General features: G+C 31.8%; 17 protein-coding genes. 12 read left to right on the forward strand and 5 right to left on the reverse strand.

Features of this window, described 5'->3' with window-relative positions:
• Window positions 1–160: 160 nt before the first annotated feature.
• Window positions 161–676 carry a hypothetical protein gene (locus LB076_RS12855; protein ID WP_066332734.1) on the forward strand — a complete coding sequence of 172 codons (516 nt, stop codon included), beginning with the start codon at window positions 161–163 and terminating at the stop codon, window positions 674–676.
• An 87-nt stretch (window positions 677–763) separates the two neighbouring features.
• Here LB076_RS12855 and LB076_RS12860 read toward each other — a convergent pair whose 3' ends face one another.
• Window positions 764–1,444, reverse strand: coding sequence for an alpha/beta hydrolase (locus LB076_RS12860; protein WP_066332209.1), 681 nt, complete (start codon window positions 1,442–1,444; stop codon window positions 764–766).
• A 272-nt stretch (window positions 1,445–1,716) separates the two neighbouring features.
• On the opposite strand from LB076_RS12860, the gene LB076_RS12865 reads away from it, so the two are divergent.
• The 8 genes from LB076_RS12865 (at window position 1,717) to LB076_RS12895 (ending at window position 9,725) form a co-directional block, all read left to right on the forward strand.
• On the forward strand, window positions 1,717–3,957 hold the full coding sequence (locus tag LB076_RS12865; RefSeq protein ID WP_066332212.1) for an outer membrane beta-barrel family protein: 2,241 nt from the start codon (window positions 1,717–1,719) through the stop codon (window positions 3,955–3,957).
• A gap of 163 nt (window positions 3,958–4,120) precedes the next feature.
• Window positions 4,121–4,255 (forward strand): hypothetical protein, encoded by a 135-nt coding sequence (locus LB076_RS14145; protein WP_255308086.1) that lies wholly within the window; start codon window positions 4,121–4,123, stop codon window positions 4,253–4,255.
• Between the two features lie 61 nt (window positions 4,256–4,316).
• Window positions 4,317–5,513, forward strand: coding sequence for a hypothetical protein (locus LB076_RS12870; RefSeq protein WP_066332214.1), 1,197 nt, complete (start codon window positions 4,317–4,319; stop codon window positions 5,511–5,513).
• A complete protein-coding gene (locus LB076_RS12875; RefSeq protein WP_141672805.1) occupies window positions 5,488–5,961 on the forward strand; it encodes a hypothetical protein in 474 nt (157 codons plus the stop codon). The genes LB076_RS12870 and LB076_RS12875 overlap by 26 nt, the downstream gene beginning before the upstream one ends.
• 6 nt (window positions 5,962–5,967) lie before the next feature.
• Window positions 5,968–6,831: a tetratricopeptide repeat protein gene (locus LB076_RS12880; RefSeq protein WP_066332223.1), complete on the forward strand. Its 864-nt coding sequence runs from the start codon at window positions 5,968–5,970 to the stop codon at window positions 6,829–6,831.
• 1 nt (window position 6,832) lies between these two features.
• Window positions 6,833–9,028, forward strand: a complete 2,196-nt coding sequence (locus tag LB076_RS12885; RefSeq protein WP_066332228.1) for a peptidase domain-containing ABC transporter — start codon at window positions 6,833–6,835, stop codon at window positions 9,026–9,028.
• A gap of 58 nt (window positions 9,029–9,086) precedes the next feature.
• The gene (locus LB076_RS12890; protein ID WP_066332233.1) at window positions 9,087–9,341 is read left to right on the forward strand and encodes a hypothetical protein; all 255 of its coding nucleotides are present in this window, start codon (window positions 9,087–9,089) and stop codon (window positions 9,339–9,341) included.
• Between the two features lie 27 nt (window positions 9,342–9,368).
• Window positions 9,369–9,725 carry an outer membrane beta-barrel protein gene (locus tag LB076_RS12895; RefSeq protein ID WP_066332235.1) on the forward strand — a complete coding sequence of 119 codons (357 nt, stop codon included), beginning with the start codon at window positions 9,369–9,371 and terminating at the stop codon, window positions 9,723–9,725.
• A 218-nt stretch (window positions 9,726–9,943) separates the two neighbouring features.
• Here the strand turns inward: LB076_RS12895 and LB076_RS12900 are convergent, their stop codons facing one another.
• From LB076_RS12900 to LB076_RS12915, 4 genes are all read right to left on the reverse strand, one after another.
• Window positions 9,944–11,578, reverse strand: a complete 1,635-nt coding sequence (locus tag LB076_RS12900; protein ID WP_066332237.1) for an ABC-F family ATP-binding cassette domain-containing protein — start codon at window positions 11,576–11,578, stop codon at window positions 9,944–9,946.
• 187 nt (window positions 11,579–11,765) lie between these two features.
• The gene (locus tag LB076_RS12905; protein WP_066332239.1) at window positions 11,766–13,220 is read right to left on the reverse strand and encodes an alanine/glycine:cation symporter family protein; all 1,455 of its coding nucleotides are present in this window, start codon (window positions 13,218–13,220) and stop codon (window positions 11,766–11,768) included.
• A 310-nt stretch (window positions 13,221–13,530) separates the two neighbouring features.
• Complete coding sequence (locus tag LB076_RS12910; RefSeq protein ID WP_066332737.1) at window positions 13,531–14,706, reverse strand: GlmU family protein; 1,176 nt, start codon at window positions 14,704–14,706, stop codon at window positions 13,531–13,533.
• 153 nt (window positions 14,707–14,859) lie between these two features.
• Window positions 14,860–15,111: a type B 50S ribosomal protein L31 gene (locus tag LB076_RS12915; RefSeq protein ID WP_066332243.1), complete on the reverse strand. Its 252-nt coding sequence runs from the start codon at window positions 15,109–15,111 to the stop codon at window positions 14,860–14,862.
• Between the two features lie 242 nt (window positions 15,112–15,353).
• Here LB076_RS12915 and LB076_RS12920 point away from each other — a divergent pair, with 242 nt between their 5' ends.
• The 3 genes from LB076_RS12920 to LB076_RS12930 all read left to right on the forward strand — a co-directional run bounded on the left by LB076_RS12920 (window position 15,354) and on the right by LB076_RS12930 (window position 18,707).
• The gene (locus LB076_RS12920; RefSeq protein WP_066332244.1) at window positions 15,354–15,890 is read left to right on the forward strand and encodes a DUF4199 domain-containing protein; all 537 of its coding nucleotides are present in this window, start codon (window positions 15,354–15,356) and stop codon (window positions 15,888–15,890) included.
• A 5-nt stretch (window positions 15,891–15,895) separates the two neighbouring features.
• Window positions 15,896–16,852 (forward strand): glycosyltransferase family 2 protein, encoded by a 957-nt coding sequence (locus tag LB076_RS12925; RefSeq protein ID WP_066332245.1) that lies wholly within the window; start codon window positions 15,896–15,898, stop codon window positions 16,850–16,852.
• Window positions 16,853–16,979: 127 nt separating this feature from the next.
• Window positions 16,980–18,707 (forward strand): phospho-sugar mutase, encoded by a 1,728-nt coding sequence (locus LB076_RS12930; protein ID WP_066332247.1) that lies wholly within the window; start codon window positions 16,980–16,982, stop codon window positions 18,705–18,707.
• Window positions 18,708–18,754: the final 47 nt, after the last annotated feature.

The raw sequence follows: 18,754 nt of genomic DNA on the forward strand, positions 1-18,754 counted from the left end.
TGTATCTTTAAATCTTATTTATATGTCTACTCCGTTTAGAATTCCTATTATTCTAAAACCGAGTGCAAATATACAAAGAGTTTTTTTTCTGGCAAGCAGTTTTATAAAAATATTTTTTAATTCCTTTTACTATCTTTGCAATCTTAAATATTTACACACTATGTTTCACAAGAATATCAAACTTATTATCGCTGGACTTATAACAATTACTAGCATTTGGCAATTTACAGAAAACAATATTGGCAACGGAATTTTTCTGTTACTCCTTACAGCAATTCCTGTTTTTCTTTATTTTAAAAACGAATTTATCTTATTGGCTTTCCTAAAATTACGAAAACAAGATTTTCCAGCTGCACAAAAATGGCTTTCGTACATTAAAAATCCAGAAACTGCCTTAGTACAAAAACAACAAGGATATTTTAATTACCTACACGGTATTATGCTTTCGCAAACCAATATTAATCAAGCCGAAAAATATTTTAAAAAAGCCATCGAACTTGGATTATCCATGGATATGGATTTGGCTGTAGCCAAATTAAACTTGGCTGGTGTTGCCATGTCTAGAAGACGCAAACTAGAGGCTACCAACCTCTTAAACCAAGCCAAAAAATTAGACAAACAAGGCATGCTAAAAGAGCAAGTGGCCATGATGAAAGAGCAAATGAAGAAGATGTAAACTACTTTACCTAAAATACCTAAGGCCGTTTCTGCTAAAGAAACGGCTTTTTTTGTGGGTGGTATAAATTTGCCCAAAAGAGGCTTTTTAGCGCCTAGGTGTTGGCTGATAAGTACCCAAAATAATCGCTGGCAAATGGGTGTTTAGCCACCTGTATTTGTTTAAAATTAGAACATGCGTGCCGCCCGCAACCACAATGCAGTCCGAAATATATTTTATAGGAAAAACATCGTCTTTATCTCCATGGATATGAATTACGTTAGTATCTACGGTGGTTCTATCCCACAAGATTACTTGTTGCACTGCCCATTCTAAATATCCAAGATCCCGAACAGACAAAAACTTTTCATACAACTGCAACCTTTTACGGACTGTGTCTCCAAAAGAAAACCGCGCCAAATTCTCTACATTCAAAAGCAATCGCATTGGCAAGAGCTTATAGGCTTTGGTGGTTTTGGCAATTTTCATCCTTCTAGGAAACTCTAAATTGCTTTTGACGCTCGAAATAATAATCACTTTTGCCACGGTTAGGTATTTGGCTATTTCTTGCACCATTATCCCTCCAAAAGAAACCCCTATTAAAACCGGATTGGGTTGGGTTATTTTCAGGGCAATTCGTTGGGCATAAGCAGATAGAGACTCTTGTTTTTGAGGTATTTCCCACTCTAACAAATGAATTTCGAAAATATCTTCCGGAAGTGCAATTCGTTCAAAAATTGCAGAACTTGCCGCTAAGCCAGGCATAAAATAAACGGCTATTTTACTCATAATCAGTACTAATAATTAATTCCAATTTACAAGGACAGCATTGCTTTAAATTGGCTGCTAAAAATACTTTTTTTATACGTAAAAGTTGCTGAATTATTCTTTTATATTTAAAAACTTAATTAACTTTTGTTAATTAAGTTTTTGATAGATACATGTAGTTTTACAAACTCTAAATAATAGAGCAAAATGTATCAAACATAAACGCACAACTTCTTAAATTTATAAGCATTATTGTGACGGTTTTAAGCTAAACTATACAAAATATATTAAGTGTGAAAAATAAAAAAAACGATCAATCTAAAAAAACAATGACAAAAGCATACTTACTAACATTATTTTTAATTTTTTTTTTACCAAATATCAAAATTTATTCTCAGTTAATAATACAAGATAGCCTTAAAGTAATTGCAGAAAAACAACTAAAAGAAGTTGTAATTCATGGTACTAAAAAACCAACATTAGAAGCGAAATCAGATAAATTTATTTTTAATGTAGAAAATTCTTCTCTTGTTGACGGAAACAATGTTTTAAATGTCCTAGAACAAACGCCTCTATTAAATGTAGATGAAACAAGTGGAATTAATATTATGGGATTTCAAAAAGCGGCAGTATATATAAATAGCAGAAAATCAGTTCTTACAGGAAAAGATTTATTAGATTATCTAAAAAATATGCCTGCGGACAATATAGTTAAAATTGAAATCATAACAACTCCATCCGCTAAATACGATGCAACAGACGGAGGAGTTATCAATTTAATTTTAAAAAGATTAGAAACAGACGGTTGGAAAGGTAGTATTTCACTTACCAACAAACAAAAAAGAATGAATAGTACCAGTAAAAGTGGTTATCTAAATTATCACAAAAATAAATTTTCACAAAGTACAACATTGTATATAGGTAAAGACAATACTTTGGTATATGATTATAATATAAATAAAATGTATAGCGATAATTCTAAACAAATAATCGATTCAGAAAAAAATACAAAAGATTTTCATTTAGGCGGAACAACAGCTTTGGATTATGAATTAAATGAAAAAAATTTAATAGGTGGTGTTTTTGAATTACATTATGCAAAAGAAAACAATCATATTTTTAATGACAATTATACAATTTTAAATGACAATACCGAAAATAACAAATACCTATCAAATAATAACAATGATGAGATAGGCAAAATGGTTTCGGGCAATTTATTTTATAAACTAAATGAGGAGAGAACAGAAAAAAGTTTAGACTTGAATTTTGATTGGACTTATTACAGCATAAATAAAAACAATGTTTTAAACACATATTTATCTGAAAACCAAAACCAATGGACTTATGCGAATTTAATAAAGACCGAAGAAACAAAAAATAATTATGCTTTTAAGATAGATTATGCGCAACCAATTGCAAAAACAGGCTATAATCTTGAAATTGGGAGCAAAATAAATTTTTTAGCGATAAAAAACCCATATATTTTTAACAACTGGAATGGCAATCAATTTATTATTGATTTAGCAACTACTAATAAATTCAACTATAATGAAAATATAAATGCTATATATTTTAACATCAATAAGCAATATTTAAACAAAATAAATTTAAAATTGGGATTAAGAATTGAAAACACGAATACTAATACACTACAAGAATCAGATCAGATAAATAACAATCATAATTATACTAATTGGTTACCATATGTAAATTTAAATTACAAAATAAATACTAAAAATAACCTCACCATAAGTTATAAAAAATCAATTTTAAGACCTTTTCCAAATGAAATGAATCCTTTTATAAATTATATTAATATAAATAATTTAAGTGTAGGTAATACTTATTTAAAAGTTGAAGATACCGAAAATTATAAATTAACATATATTTACAAGAAGGCATATTCATTTATTTCATATTATCAAAAAACCTCAAATTTTATAAATAATAGTATATATCAAGAAGGAAGTACGTTTATTACAAAACCAATAAATTTAAATGGGTTTATGCACGAATATTATTTAGGCATTAATGTTTCGCAAGCATTATTCAAAAATAAAATTAATTTAAATATTAGCACAGGGGTTTCAGTTTTTGACAATTCTGAAATTGAAAAACAAAATAATATTAAACTAAATGGGGGTGATTTTTATCGACTAAAACTTTCATTCAATTATAAAGACATACTAAAAACAAGTTTGAACTTAGATGCTTACTTATCTTTTGTTTCTCCATCAAACTATGCTAATTTCACAATTAACGACCCCTCATATAGAACAGCATTTAACCTCAATAAAAAATTTGAAAAACAAAATATTAAAATTAAAATAAACGTAAACGATCCGTTTAATATTTATAAATGGCGAACAACATTTTATAGCCCAATAGGCGCTTTTGGAACCAATAAACAAAGAGATTTTAGAGGGATATCAGTTAGTATTACCAAACAATTTGGCAATAATAAATCCAAAGACACTGAAAAAACTGAATCTGAAAAGGGAAGAATAGAAACTGGTCAAAGTACCAAATAATAAAATATTTAGCAATTTTAAGTGTAGTTGCAAATGCGCTAGAGATGCTAGATTATATATTGCAATAGAAGTCAAGTTTAAGATTGACGAATTTTAAACTTAAAAAAGTGGAAAGTGGAAACCGAAAAACTAAAGAGTAGGTAAAAAAATTATACCAATTATCATGAATAAATTAAATTTCGAAGATTTCAAAAAGAAAGCTCAATCAATTGAAGCCAGTAAATTAGTAAAAGTTATTGCTGGAGGAATAGGTGGTTCTTCTTCTGATAAAGAATGTCATCCTGATGAAAGATGCTAACGTAAAATAGAAAGTTAAAGAGGTCTTATTTTAAGACCTCTTTTAAAATTAAAACTAAATAATGAGTACGAAAATATTAGAGAGACTTTGTAATGAAGGAAGAGAATTTTGGAGTAATACTATCAAATTTCTTTTATACAAACAATATGAGAATATTTTTGATTTGATTGATTTTGAGAATCAGGATATTTATTCCGATCCATTACTTTTTGCATATTATAATAATCCTGAAAATATTAGCCTAAATAAGAATATACTAAATGCAATTTTATTGCAAGGCTTTAAAAAAAATAAAAAAATAAAAATTCAATTAGATAAACATAAAAAAACCTATATTTCAAACATTGGATGGATCTCTAAAACTGATGAAACAATAGAATTTTCTAAGGAAGACATGGGTATTGAAAAAATTTATAAAATTAAAGATACTAATATAGAAATATTAAAATATCCTATAGACCTATTAGAAACATTTTATGACGGAAATGAAGTTGAAATTGAAGAGATTACAAAAAAACAAATTGAGAATCTCACAAAAGCATATTTGTTAATTAAAAAATATGTTCCAGACCATTTTTTTCTAATAAATAATTATGCTAAAAAGTCTGTAATATTTTGTGCCAATCCAAATTATATAAATTCATTTGCACATAGAAGAGCCCTTGGAATTTCTTTTTTTAATGCTTATCAAATCAATTATGACGAAGTTTTTTTTGTTGATGATATTGCACATCAAACTGGACATGTTTTAATGCATACTATGTTTTTTGACAAAAAGAAACTATTTCAAATAGATGATCAAACAACATTAATACAGGATTATTCAATTAACATAAAAAATAATAATGATAATAGAAATGTTGATATCTGGTTTCAGGCTCTATTTACATACTATACTAGTTTTTTGTGTTTAGATAAATGTATTGATGCTAATGTTTTTGATAAACAACAAGAGACAGAAGCTATAGGAAGGATTTTATTATATATTTACAGATGCTATTATGATCTGAATTTGATAGGAAACACGAAGCAAGATCGAAAAATGTTTGATAAAATAACCCTATCTATAAAAAAAAGCACTACTGAAAGTTTAATTTTTTCAAACGATGGGCAAAAAATTTTAAATATAATAAAGAATAAGTATGCGAAAATGTTTAATAAATATTATATGAAATTTGAACATTTAAGTTTTAAAAATCAGACCTATAATTTTGATTTAACTATTTTCTTAAATGACAACCCTACATATGACCTATAAAACAATTCAAATAGTATTTTTTTTATTTAGTACTCTTTATACAAAAGCACAAGTAGTAAAAAATTTCAAACCCTGCGGAGATGGAGTATTCTATCCTTACTATAACAATAGGCTTTCCTACACTCCCGATTTTTACTTAGTTAAAAACCATTTTAAATCTAATTATAATGACATAGATTACAAAAATACAGCTAATAATACAGGAATGATTCATATTGTTTTTAGTGTTAATTGCAAAGGCGAAACTGGTAATTATTCAATTGATACATTCGATTATGATTATAAATATTGTACAATAAACGATGCAATAAAAGAAAAGTTATTGAAACTTACACAGGAATTAAAAATTTGGCAATCCATCAATGAAAATCAAAAAATACAGAATTTTCATAAATATTTCATTTTTAAAATTAAAAATGGCAGCCTAACAGAAATTTTACTCAAATAATAGATTATGAAACTATATAATTGTATTTGCTTTTTTTTGCTTTCCAACTTTATATATTCTCAAGAATTTAAAACAGAAACAAAATTATATTTGGAGGACTTAAAAAAAAGAAATAACGATACTCTTGACATTACTACTCCTAGAAAAATATTTGAAATAGGATATAGAAATTGTTATTATGGACAAAATGAAAGAGGCGAAGAATTGATGCAATTTGGATTGAAAAACATGAAAGATGTGACCCCTGAAGACATTCGGCACTCATCCGTACAAAACACTAAAAACGGTTTTTTTGTACAAGCAATAGAGAAATTAGACAAAGCTTGCGTTTTAGACTCTACATCACACGGTTACTACGGGTGGGTTTTATTGTTTTTTTACCACGACTACAAAAGAGCTTTAGAGCATTTTAATTTATATGATAATTTAACCCCAACATTTTCAGATGTTGCAAATGGTGACGATATTCATTTCTTAAAAGGCATTGCAGAAATGAAATTAGGAAATTATAAAAAATCTATAATTGAATTTAATTTAAGCCAAAGTACTTCCGATAAAAGGGGAGCTAAATTGAACTACCCATTTGAATTACAGTTATATAAAGGAAGATGTTACGAAAAGGTTAAAAAATTTAAAAAAGCTCTAAATTGCTATGACATTGCCAATAAAATTGTCGAAGTATCCGATAATTATTATTACAAAGCGATGCTTCTAAAAAAAATGCAACAACCTAAACAAGCATTAATTAATCTTGAAAAAGCATATCAATTAATCAAAGTTGGCAGAAAAAATAGAGATAACTATTATGAAGTATTTGATGAAATTTACATACAAGACATTAGTAACGAGTTAGAAAGCTTAAAAAAATAAAATGTTTAAATCATTTCCATATTATAAACAATTAGAGGGTAAGGATTGTGGACCTACTTGTCTTAAAATCATTGCCGAATTTTACGGTAAGTCCATTTCAATAAATTACATTAGAGGTTTGTGTTCAACTACAAGAGAAGGTAGTAGTATGCTAGGTATTATCGAAGCATCCGAAAAACTAAATCTTAATACATTTGCAACAAAAATAAATTTTAACACTCTATTAGAAGCTCCTTTACCCTGTATTATTTTATGGGACCGCTATCATTATGTTATAGTTCACAAAATCAAAAAAAATAATATTTATATTGCAGACCCAGCTATTGGAAAAATTAAATATCAAAAAAACTATTTTATCAAAAAATGGATAAATGTCGTTGATGCTAATGATGAAACAGAAGAAGGGCTTGCTGTTTTTTTTGAACCAACAGAAAATTTTAGTAGTGCAGCATACGACAAAGAAGATGAAAAATTTAATCCGTTAAAATTTTTAAAAAAATATCTATTAAAACATAAAAAATTAGTTCTTTTTTTAATTCTATTTCTTACAATCGAAAATGGACTCCTAATTTTTTTTCCATTTCTAACTAAAAATATCGTAGATAAAGGAATAGAACCTAAAAACTTAAATTATATAAATTTAATTCTACTAGCTCAATTAATGATTTTTATCGGTTTAACAACCGCTCAAATACTGAGATCAAGAATTCTATTACATTTAAGTACACGCATTAACATAACTATAGTTTCAGATTTTTTTATAAAATTAATGAAATTACCAATTAGTTTTTTCGATTCCCGACTTACAGGTGACATAATGCAACGAATTAGAGACAATTCACGTATCGAACAATTTTTGACAGGAAATTCATTAAATACGTTTTTTTCATTGATTCAATTCTTTATATTTGGTGGAATATTAATTTACTACAATTTTATTATTTTTCTTATCTTTTTTTCAGGTAGCATTTTATATTTAAGTTGGTTATTCTTTTTTCTTAAAAAAAGAAAACTACTTGATTATGAAAGATTTTCTCATACATCAGAAGAACAATCTAAAATACTTGAATTAATTACAGGTATGCAAGAAATTAAAATTAACAATGCAGAAAATCAAAAAAGAAAAGGTTGGGAAGAAATTCAAGAGAAACTTTATAAAATTAAATTAAAACTTTTAAACATAGAACAATGGCAATTAGTTGGATCTAGTTTTATTAGTCAATTAAAAGATATAATTATTACTTTCTTTTCGGCTACACTAGTAATCAAAGGCGAATTAACTTTAGGTATAATGCTTTCAATACAATATATAGTAGGACAACTTAACGCACCACTTTTTCAGTTAGTTGCGTTCGTTCGTACCGCACAGGATACAAAAATTAGTTTAGAAAGATTAAATGAAATCCATTCAAAAATTAATGAAGATGAATATTTAAAACAAAAAAGTATTGATATAAAAAACAAAAACATAATATTAAACAATATAACTTTCAATTATACAGGCAACCCAAATTATGTTTTGAAAAATCTTAATTTGATTATTCCTAAAAATAATATTACAGCTATAGTTGGCACAAGCGGTAGTGGAAAAACTACTTTATTAAAAATGATAATGAAATTTTATACTCCAAACGCAGGAACAATATTTTTAGATAACATTAATATTGAAAATGTAACTTCATACAATTGGCGAGAAAATTGTGGCGTTGTAATGCAAGATGGCTTTATATTTAATGATAGTATTGCAAATAATATAACCGTAGGCTTTGAAAATATTGACATAGATAAATTAGAATATGCAATTAAAGTAGCAAATATAAAAGAATTTATTGAAGACTTACCCTTAAAACTTAACACACAAATCGGCGCAGACGGCTCAGGCATATCAGGAGGACAAAAACAAAGAATACTTATTGCAAGAGCAGTATATAAAAATCCACAATATCTATTTTTTGACGAAGCTACATCTGCATTAGATGCAGAAAATGAAAAAACAATTCACAATAATTTACAGCAATTTTTCAAAGGTAAAACAGTATTAATTATTGCACATCGTTTAAGTACAGTAAAAAATGCAGACCAAATTATTGTACTTAAAAATGGAGAAATTTCAGAAATCGGAAATCATGAGCAACTAGTACAAAATAAAGCAGATTATTTCAACTTAGTAAAAAATCAATTAGAATTAGGAAATTGACAAATACTATTTTAGATTTTTTAACAAACTTTTTACACAAAAAAATAATGACGGGATATTGTCCTACATAAATAATGAATTTGAAAACAACAATAATTCGCATAGAGGAAAAAGTAGACTACAATTATTCCGTAGAATTTTAAGAGTTGCAAATCGAACTAATTGTATAGGCGCTTTTGGAACCAATAACCAACGAGATTTTAGAGGGATATCAGTTAGTATTACCAAACAATTTGGCAATAATAAATCCAAAGACACTGAAAAAACTGAATCTGAAAAGGGAAGAATAGAAACTGGTCAAAGTACCAAATAATAAAATATTTAGCAATTTTAAGTGTAATTGCAAATAATTCTACCCAAAAAAATAAATTTTACCGTAAATTACATCACCGCTACAACTGGCGGAAACTATTATTATTTTATTACTAGAAAACCATTCGAAGAGCACGTAGATATAACATTCTCTAAAAAATTATGTTTAAATAATTTGTCTATTTCTATTTATACAAATGATATTTTTAATACAAATATTCCGCGTTTTGATGCACTGGAAACAAATATCAAATACCAAAATAAATACGACTCAAGAAGAATTGGTTTTTCAATAAACTATACATTTCCTTCTAAAAACAACCTAACAAAAGAAGAAAACACAGTAATAGATGACAAAGAAGAAGAGAAAACTATAGCTAAATAAAAACCAACACAACTTTATTTCTAAAGACTAATTCTTGCAATTGGTATAAGCAAGCATTGTGGACTCTAAAGCTGAAAAGTATCGTAAAAAAAATGCGCCCAAAAACAGGTAAAACAAGTTAGGGGTTTTTAGTAAACGGATTACTAAAACCCCCTAACATCAGTAAGACTTTAAATCTAATAAAACTAGCCATTATAAGTAGATCTAATTGTGCGATGTTATTTTTCTATTTCTCGCATATTTTCCATTTTCTTTTTGGCCAAAAATCCAGCAATGTCTTCAAAATGCTCCACTACTCTTTTGTTTCCAAATTCAAAAACCTTGGTAGCCAATCCATCGAGAAAATCTCTATCGTGCGAAACTAAAATTAGCGTTCCTTCAAAATCCCGTAGGGCTTCTTTGATAATATCCTTGGTTTTCATGTCTAAATGATTAGATGGCTCATCCAGAATTAATAAATTTACGGGTTCTAACAGCAATTTAATCATCGCCAAACGGGTTTTTTCGCCACCCGAAAGCACTTTAACTTTTTTGGTAATGTCGTCTCCATGAAACATAAAAGCACCCAAGATATTTTTTATCTGAGTACGCACATCCCCTACCGCAATAGCATCAATGGTTTCAAAAATGGTGGCATTCTCATCCAAAAGGGCTGCTTGATTTTGTGCAAAATATCCTATTTGGGAGTTATGTCCTATTTCTAAACTACCGCTATCAATACCAATTTCGTTCATTATGGCTTTGATCATGGTAGATTTACCTTCACCGTTTTTTCCAACAAAAGCTACTTTTTGTCCTCTTTCAATGACCAAATTGGCATCTTTAAAAACCACATGGTCTCCATAGGATTTTCTTAAATCTTTTACAATCACTGGATATTGCCCAGAACGAGCGGCAGGCGGAAATTTTAATTTTAATGCAGAATTGTCTACTTCGTCTACCTGAACAATAACTAGTTTTTCAAGCATTTTTACACGAGATTGTACGGCATCTGTTTTAGAGAATGTTCCTTTAAAACGATCAATAAAAGTTCTATTATCTGCAATCATTTTTTGTTGCTCATCATAGGCTTTTTGTTGGTGTATACGACGGTCTTTACGGAGTTCTAAATAATGCGAATATTTGGCCTTATAATCATAAATACGTCCCATTGTAACCTCAATGGTACGATTGGTAATGGTATCTACAAAGGCTCTATCGTGCGAAATCACGACAACTGCTTTGGCTTGATTAATTAAAAAATCTTCTAGCCACTGAATACTTTCTATATCCATGTGGTTGGTAGGTTCGTCTAACAAAATCAAATCTGGCTTTTGCAAAAGTATTTTTGCTAACTCAATACGCATTCTCCATCCTCCTGAAAATTCAGACGTTTGTCTTGAAAAATCCTCTCTTTCAAACCCCAAGCCAGTCAATATTTTTTCTACTTCGGCTTCATAATTTACTTCCTCAATGGCATAAAATTTTTCACTTAGGTCCGAAACCCTTTCAATCAACTTCATATACGCATCGCTCTCATAGTCTGTACGGATGGTTAGCTGCTCATTGATTTGATCTATCTCTGCTTTCATACTGAAAATTTCGCCAAAAGCCTTAGAGGCTTCTTCCATAACGGTGGCTCCATCAGTGGTTAATAAATGCTGCGGCAAATAAGCCACTACCGCATCTTTGGGAGCAGAAACATTTCCGGTGGATGGCTTGCTTTGCCCTGCAATAATTTTTAAAAGTGTTGATTTTCCAGCACCATTTTTGCCCATTAAGGCAATTTTATCATTTTCATTTATCGCAAAAGAAACCTCGCTAAAAAGTGTAGTACCACCAAACTGTACCGAAATATCGTTAACTGTAATCATTGTAGTATTGCTGTATTATGGGATTTGTAAATTTATTTTATAGATAACTTACCAATGGCGTTATTTTTTATTTTTTCAAGGTGCAAAGGTAACCTAAATAACTAAGTTGTAAATACAAAAAACAAAAGCTTCTAGAAACATTTTGAATAGTCTCCAGAAGCTTTTATGCATCCGCTTAGTGGCGTGCTTATTTGTTTTTGTGGATTGTATGCCAAATATGTGCATTGGAAACTCCTATGTCTTCTGGATTAAAAACGGGATCTTTGCCCTCTTTTCGTTGTTTTTCATAATCTTTCAAAGCCAATAATGCTGGTTTTTGTAATAAAAGGATTGCAATAATATTAAACCAAGCCATTAGACCCACTCCTAAATCGCCAATATCCCATGCTAATTTGGCTTGATTGATAGAGCCATACATAATCACTAGCATCATGATTATTTTTAATAAATGAGTATAAACGGGTGATTTTAGATTTCGGGTCAAATACGAAATATTGGTTTCGGCAATATAATAATACGCCAGAATAGTGGTGAAAGCAAAGAAAAATAATGCAATAGCCACAAAGTAAGAGCCAAATCCAGGCAGAACACTATCCATCGCACTTTGAGTAAAGCCAGGGCCTACCGAAACGTTTTGTGCTCCATGGTATAAAAACTCTGTGCCTCCAGAACCAAATGCAGGATTTTGTACATTATATTTGCCAGTAATCAACAACATAAATCCAGTGGCAGAACACACCAATAAGGTATCAATATATACCGAAAAAGATTGTACCAAACCTTGTTTAGTTGGATGCGAAACATTGGCAGCAGCAGCAATATGTGGTGCAGTACCCTGACCTGCTTCATTAGAATAAATACCTCTTTTTACTCCCCACTGTATAGCCAAACCAAAAACAGCACCAAATCCGGCTTGGAGGTTAAAGGCGCTTTTAAAAACTAAAGAAATCACCCCAGGCAGCTGGTCTATATCTATTGCAATGATTATTAAAACTATCAAAATATAGCCAATAGCCATTATAGGTACTATAAATTCCGTGAATTTGGCAATTCGTTTTACGCCTCCAAATACAATGGCTCCAAAAATAACAGCAACCACAGCTCCAGAAATCCACCCATCAATTTGAAAAGCATTTTGGATCCCGTCTGCTACTGAATTTGCTTGAACTCCCGGCAGCAATAAACCAGCCGAAATTACAGAAACTACCGCAAACAAAATACCAAACCATTTTATGCCTAAACCTCTTTCTATATAAAATGCAGGGCCTCCTCTAAATTGTCCTAAATGTTTTTCTTTATAAATTTGTGCTAATGTTGCTTCTACAAATGCAGTACTAGCTCCCAAAAATGCTACCATCCACATCCAAAACATAGCTCCTGGACCCCCAAAAGCAATGGCTGTAGCTACTCCAGCTATGTTTCCGGTACCTACTCTTCCTGCCAAAGACATGGATAAGGCTTGAAAAGAAGAAACTCCTGACTCCGAGCTTTTGCCATCAAATAACAATCGAAACATTTCTTTGATATGCCGTACTTGTAAAAAACGGGTTTTTATAGAAAAATAAAGCCCTGTGCCCAAACATAAAATTATTAAAGCATTACTCCAAACAACAGCATTTAACATTTCAATAACCTTTTCCATAAATTAATTTTAAATTAGTAATTATCATTAAAGCACTAAAAACGGCGTTTTAAAGACTTTTTTTTATAAAAATATACTAAATTTAGCAAAAAAACTAACCCAATAGCGCCTAATAACGATTAGAAGCCAAAAACAGACCCTCAAACAACTCCTCCAAAAAAACCAAATTAGTACGTTACTTTTACTTTTTTAAGATAAAAAACAAATTAATCTCTATCAAAACAACCAATCCCTACAATACACTACCAAAAATGCCACATGAAAACAATGTGGCATTTAGATTGGGTTGGTATGCAATTAAATGCAAACGCTATTCTTTGCGCCATTTTTTAGTCTCTTCAAAAACATGTTCTAAAATGGCTGCTTCTTGCGCATCAAAGACCACATTTCTTCGGCTCATAACTATCCTGGCAGTCTCAAAAGCTTTTTTGGTAATATAGGTCGAAAAGCCTGAAGCACCGCCCCAAGAAAAACTAGGCACAAAATTGCGAGGAAAACCACTGCCAAAAATATTAGCACTAACTCCCACTACTGTACCGGTGTTAAACATGGTGTTGATACCGCACTTGCTGTGATCTCCCATCATCAAACCACAAAATTGCAGCCCTGTTTTAGCAAAGCCTTCGGTTTGGTAGCTCCATAATTTTACTTCTTCGTAATTGTTTTTTAAATTAGAATTATTACTATCCGCACCAATATTGCACCACTCTCCCAGAACAGCGTTTCCTAAAAAACCATCGTGCCCTTTGTTGGAATTAGAAAACAAGACCGAGTTGTTTAGCTCTCCTCCTACTTTAGAATTAGGTCCCACAGTGGTGGCGCCATAAATTTTGGTAGCCAATTTAACGACACCGCCTTCGCAAAGTGCAAAAGGACCACGAATTACAGAACCTTCCATTATTTCGGCATTTTTACCTATATATATAGGTCCGGTTGACGCATTTAGGGTTACAAAGGCTAGTTTTGCTCCTTCTTCTATAAAAATATTTTCTGGAGCAATTACTTGAACGTTTTTGGGTATGGGCTGGGATGTTCTGTCTTGGGTCAAGAGTTCAAAATCTTCTCTAATGGCTGCATCGTTTTTTGAAAAAATATCCCATGTAGCAGTAACAGTCAAACAAGTATCGTGGTATTCCAGAATTTCGTAATCCTCAAAATCAATTTCTTCTTGCTCTTCGTTAGAAAAAAAAGCCACTACTTCTTCTCCCTTAAAAACAGCTTGTTTGTCTTTTAGATTACAGATTAAATCCACCAGAGAGGGTGTAGGCAAAAATGAAGCATTAATCATCACGTTTTGCTCTAGCTCCACCATTGGGTATTTGTCGGATAGATATTCTTGGGTTAGCGTAGTGGTGGTAGAACCTAGATACATTTCCCATTTTTGACGAATTGTCAGTATCCCAATTAAAATATCTGCAACCGGTCGGGTAAAAGTAAAAGGCAATAAGGCGTCTCTAGAGGGACCATCAAAGAGTATGTAATTCATAGGTTTTAGTATTAAATTTTTATCCAACACAGACTCTGGCCTGTTGTTGGTGCTTTTTTGTGCAGTGTCAAAGTTACAAAGTTTTGGAGTAGATAAAAACAAAAAAGCCTCCCGATTACGGAAGGCTTTAGTATAATAAAAAACTCGTTACAATTATTTAACGTGTTTAGCGTATTTAGTTTTGAACTTGTCAATACGTCCTGCAGTATCAATAAGTTTGTTTTTACCGGTGTAAAAAGGGTGCGAAGTTCTAGAAATCTCCATTTTTACAACTGGATACTCTACACCTTCGTGTACAATAGTTTCTTTAGTTTCTGCTGTAGATTTAGTAATAAAAACATCTTCGTTAGACATGTCTTTAAAAGCAACTAATCTGTAATTCTCTGGGTGTACACCTGTTTTCATCTTGTATTTTTTTTATTTGTTTGGCTATAATTCCTTTTGAAGCGTTCCTTTTGACAGGAAAGGTATAAATTCCTTATAACTTTTTGGTTTATGCTATTATTTTGAATTTGCAAATTTACAACTTTTTTTCAATAAACAATTCGTTGACTGCTTTTTTTTATAAAATAGTAAAACTATTTTTTGCTCCGGAATATATCGGGAATTACTATATTTGTGCATTAATCTAAAAATCAATAGGTATTATGGTAAATGAAATTGTTAAGAAAAACGGTGTGAGTTTTGGTATTATAACTGGTGTGCTTTCGGTACTTATTACTACCTTTATATATGTAGTAGATCTAAAACTATTTACCTCTACATGGATTGGTTTTGCGAGTATTGCTGTGTATTTAGTTGTTGGAATTATTTTATTGATTAAGACCAAAAAAGACTTAAATGGACTGTTTTCTTTTAAAGATGCTTTTACGACTTATTTTATTTCGGCTGTGATTGGAATTCTGATTTCGGTGGCATTCAATATTATTTTATTTAATTTTATTGATCCTGCTGCCAAAGAAATAATTAAAGAGAACACCCTTAAATACCTGATTGCTACGCTACAAAAATTCAATACGCCTACTACTGCTATCAATGAGGCTATTACAAAACTTAAAGAGAACGATCAATTTTCGATACCAGAATTACTTAAAGGATCTGTGTTTAGCATTCTTTTTAGTGCTTTGTTTGGTTTAATTTTGGCTGCTTTCTTTAAAAGCAAATCACTATCAAGAGAATCCTAAAATAAATGAATTTATCCCTATTAATCCCCCTATTGAACGAGGAGGAATCTTTACCAGAATTATACACTTGGATCCTTAAAGTGATGCAGGACAACAATTATAGCTACGAAATTCTCTTTTTGGATGATGGTAGCACGGATACTTCTTGGTCACTAATTAGCCAATTTGCTTCCGAAAATCCCAATGTTAAAGGCATTCGTTTTATGCGGAATTTTGGTAAATCGCAGGCGTTACACGCTGGTTTTGCTAAAGCCAAGGGCGAAGTTATCATTACGATGGATGCAGATTTGCAAGATAGCCCTGAGGAAATACCTGGTCTTTATGAAATGATTGTAAATCAGAATTATGATTTGGTTTCGGGCTGGAAAAAGAAACGTTATGACTCTGTGGTGGCAAAAAACTTGCCTTCTAAATTATTTAACTGGGCGGCTCGTAAAACCTCTGGGGTGCAACTAAATGATTTTAATTGTGGTCTCAAGGCATACAAAAATATTGTAGTCAAAAATGTGGAGGTTTCTGGGGAGATGCACCGCTATATTCCGGTGTTGGCAAAAAATGCTGGTTTTAATAAAATTGGCGAAAAAATTGTGCAGCATCAGGCCCGAAAATACGGACAAACAAAGTTTGGTATGGAACGCTTTGTTAACGGTTTTTTGGATTTGATCACGATTTGGTTTTTGTCCCGATTTGGAAAAAGACCCATGCATTTATTTGGTGCCATGGGATCGTTGATGTTTGTTATTGGTTTTTTGTTGGCTGGATATATTGGTGTTTTAAAGTTGTACCATTTGTATAACCATATGCGCTATAGTTTGGTTACGGATAACCCATGGTTTTATATTGCATTGACTACCATGGTTTTAGGTACGCAATTGTTTTTGGCGGGTTTTTTGGGCGAAATTATTTTGCGAACCAAAAGCAACGAAAAAAGGTATAAAATTGCCACTAAACTTAATTTGTAATCTAGCCCTGATAGTAGTGAAAATCCTACTGAGCCGGGGTTCGGCGAGGTAGATTGTAACGGATAGCAGGAAATAGCTCCTTAAAAAAAATAGTAAAGGTTTGTTTTAAATACTAAAAAAATATAAAATGGATATAAAGCCAAATATTTTAGAGGCGGTAAATGAATGGTTAACGCCAACGTTTGATACGGCTACGCAAAATGCGGTTAGAGAGATGCTTGCTTGGTCTCCTAAGGAGTTGGAGGAGAGTTTTTATAAAAACTTGGCTTTTGGAACCGGCGGTATGCGTGGGATTATGGGCGTGGGTAATAACCGAATTAACAAGTATACTCTGGGCAAAAGCACCCAGGGATTGGCCAATTATTTGCATACTTGTTTTGTTGACCAACCTCTAAAGGCGGCTATTGCTTATGATTGCCGCAAGGATAGTGATACGTTGGCCAAAACGGTTGCGGCGGTTTTGTCTGCAAATGGTATTGAGGTGTATTTGTTTTCGGAGCTCAGACCGACTCCAGAATTGTCTTTTGCGGTAAAGCATTTAGAATGCCATTGTGGGATTGTTCTGACTGCTTCGCATAATCCACCAGAATATAATGGGTATAAGGTATATTGGCAGGATGGCGGACAGATTGTTCCTCCAGAGGATGAGGCTATTATTGCTGCTATTGAAAAGGTGGATTACAGCCAAATTAAATTGGAAGCTAAGGAGGATTTAATACATTATATAGATACGGAGCTGGATGCGGCTTTTATAAAATCATCTATTGCTAATGCTAGTTTTGCGACCCCGCAAGAGGCTAAAAACAATTTAAATGTTGTTTTTACGTCTTTGCACGGTACTTCTATCACCGTAATTCCGGATACGTTGGCACAGGCTGGATATACTAACGTACATGTTGTTGCAGAACAAGCGGTGCCAGATGGTAATTTTCCTACGGTAAAATCTCCTAATCCAGAAGAACCCGAAGCCTTGACGATGGCTTTGGCCTTGGCGGCCGAAAAAAATGCCGATATTGTGGTGGGTACGGATCCGGATTGTGACCGTTTAGGGGTTGCTGTTAGAGATAATGAAGGACAAATGATCTTATTGAACGGCAACCAAACCATGATTTTGATGACTGCTTTTTTGTTGGAGCAATGGAAAAAAGCGGGCAAAATTAATGGCAAGCAATTTGTTGGTTCTACCATTGTTTCTACTCCTATGATGATGGAGTTGGCTACCAATTATGGCGTAGAATGTAAGGTAGGTCTGACGGGATTTAAGTGGATTGCCAAGATGATTAAGGATTTTCCGGAATTGGAATTTATTGGTGGTGGCGAAGAGAGTTTTGGCTACATGGTTGGGGATGCCGTGCGAGATAAAGATGCTGTTGCGGCTACCTTGTTGGTGTGCGAAATTGCGGCTCAGGCCAAAGCAAATGGAAGTTCTGTATACCAAGAGTTGCTAAAACTTTATGTGGATCATGGTTTTTATAAAGAGTATTTGGTTTCTTTGACCAAAAAAGGCATTGAGGGCGTGCACCAAATTAATCAAATGATGGTGGATTTGCGCGAAAATCCGCTAAAGGAAATCAATAACCAAAGGGTGATTATGGTGGAGGACTACCAATCTGCAAGGGCTAAAAATTTACTTGATGGGTCTGTAACAGAGATGGCTATTCCAAAATCTAATGTGTTGATTTATTATACCGAAGATGGCTCTAAGATTTGTGTGAGACCAAGCGGAACGGAACCAAAAATAAAATTCTATATCAGTGTGAATACCCCACTAGAGTCTGTGAAAGATTTTGACGCTGCGCAAGAGGAGTTAGACCAAAAAATAAAAAACATCATTGTTTCTATGCAATTGAGTTAACTTGGTTTTAATACTGAATATCAATTAGTAGACTCGTTTGTTGTTAC

Origin of the sequence: Flavobacterium crassostreae (assembly GCF_001831475.1) — a bacterium.
In the GTDB taxonomy this organism is placed as follows: domain Bacteria; phylum Bacteroidota; class Bacteroidia; order Flavobacteriales; family Flavobacteriaceae; genus Flavobacterium; species Flavobacterium crassostreae.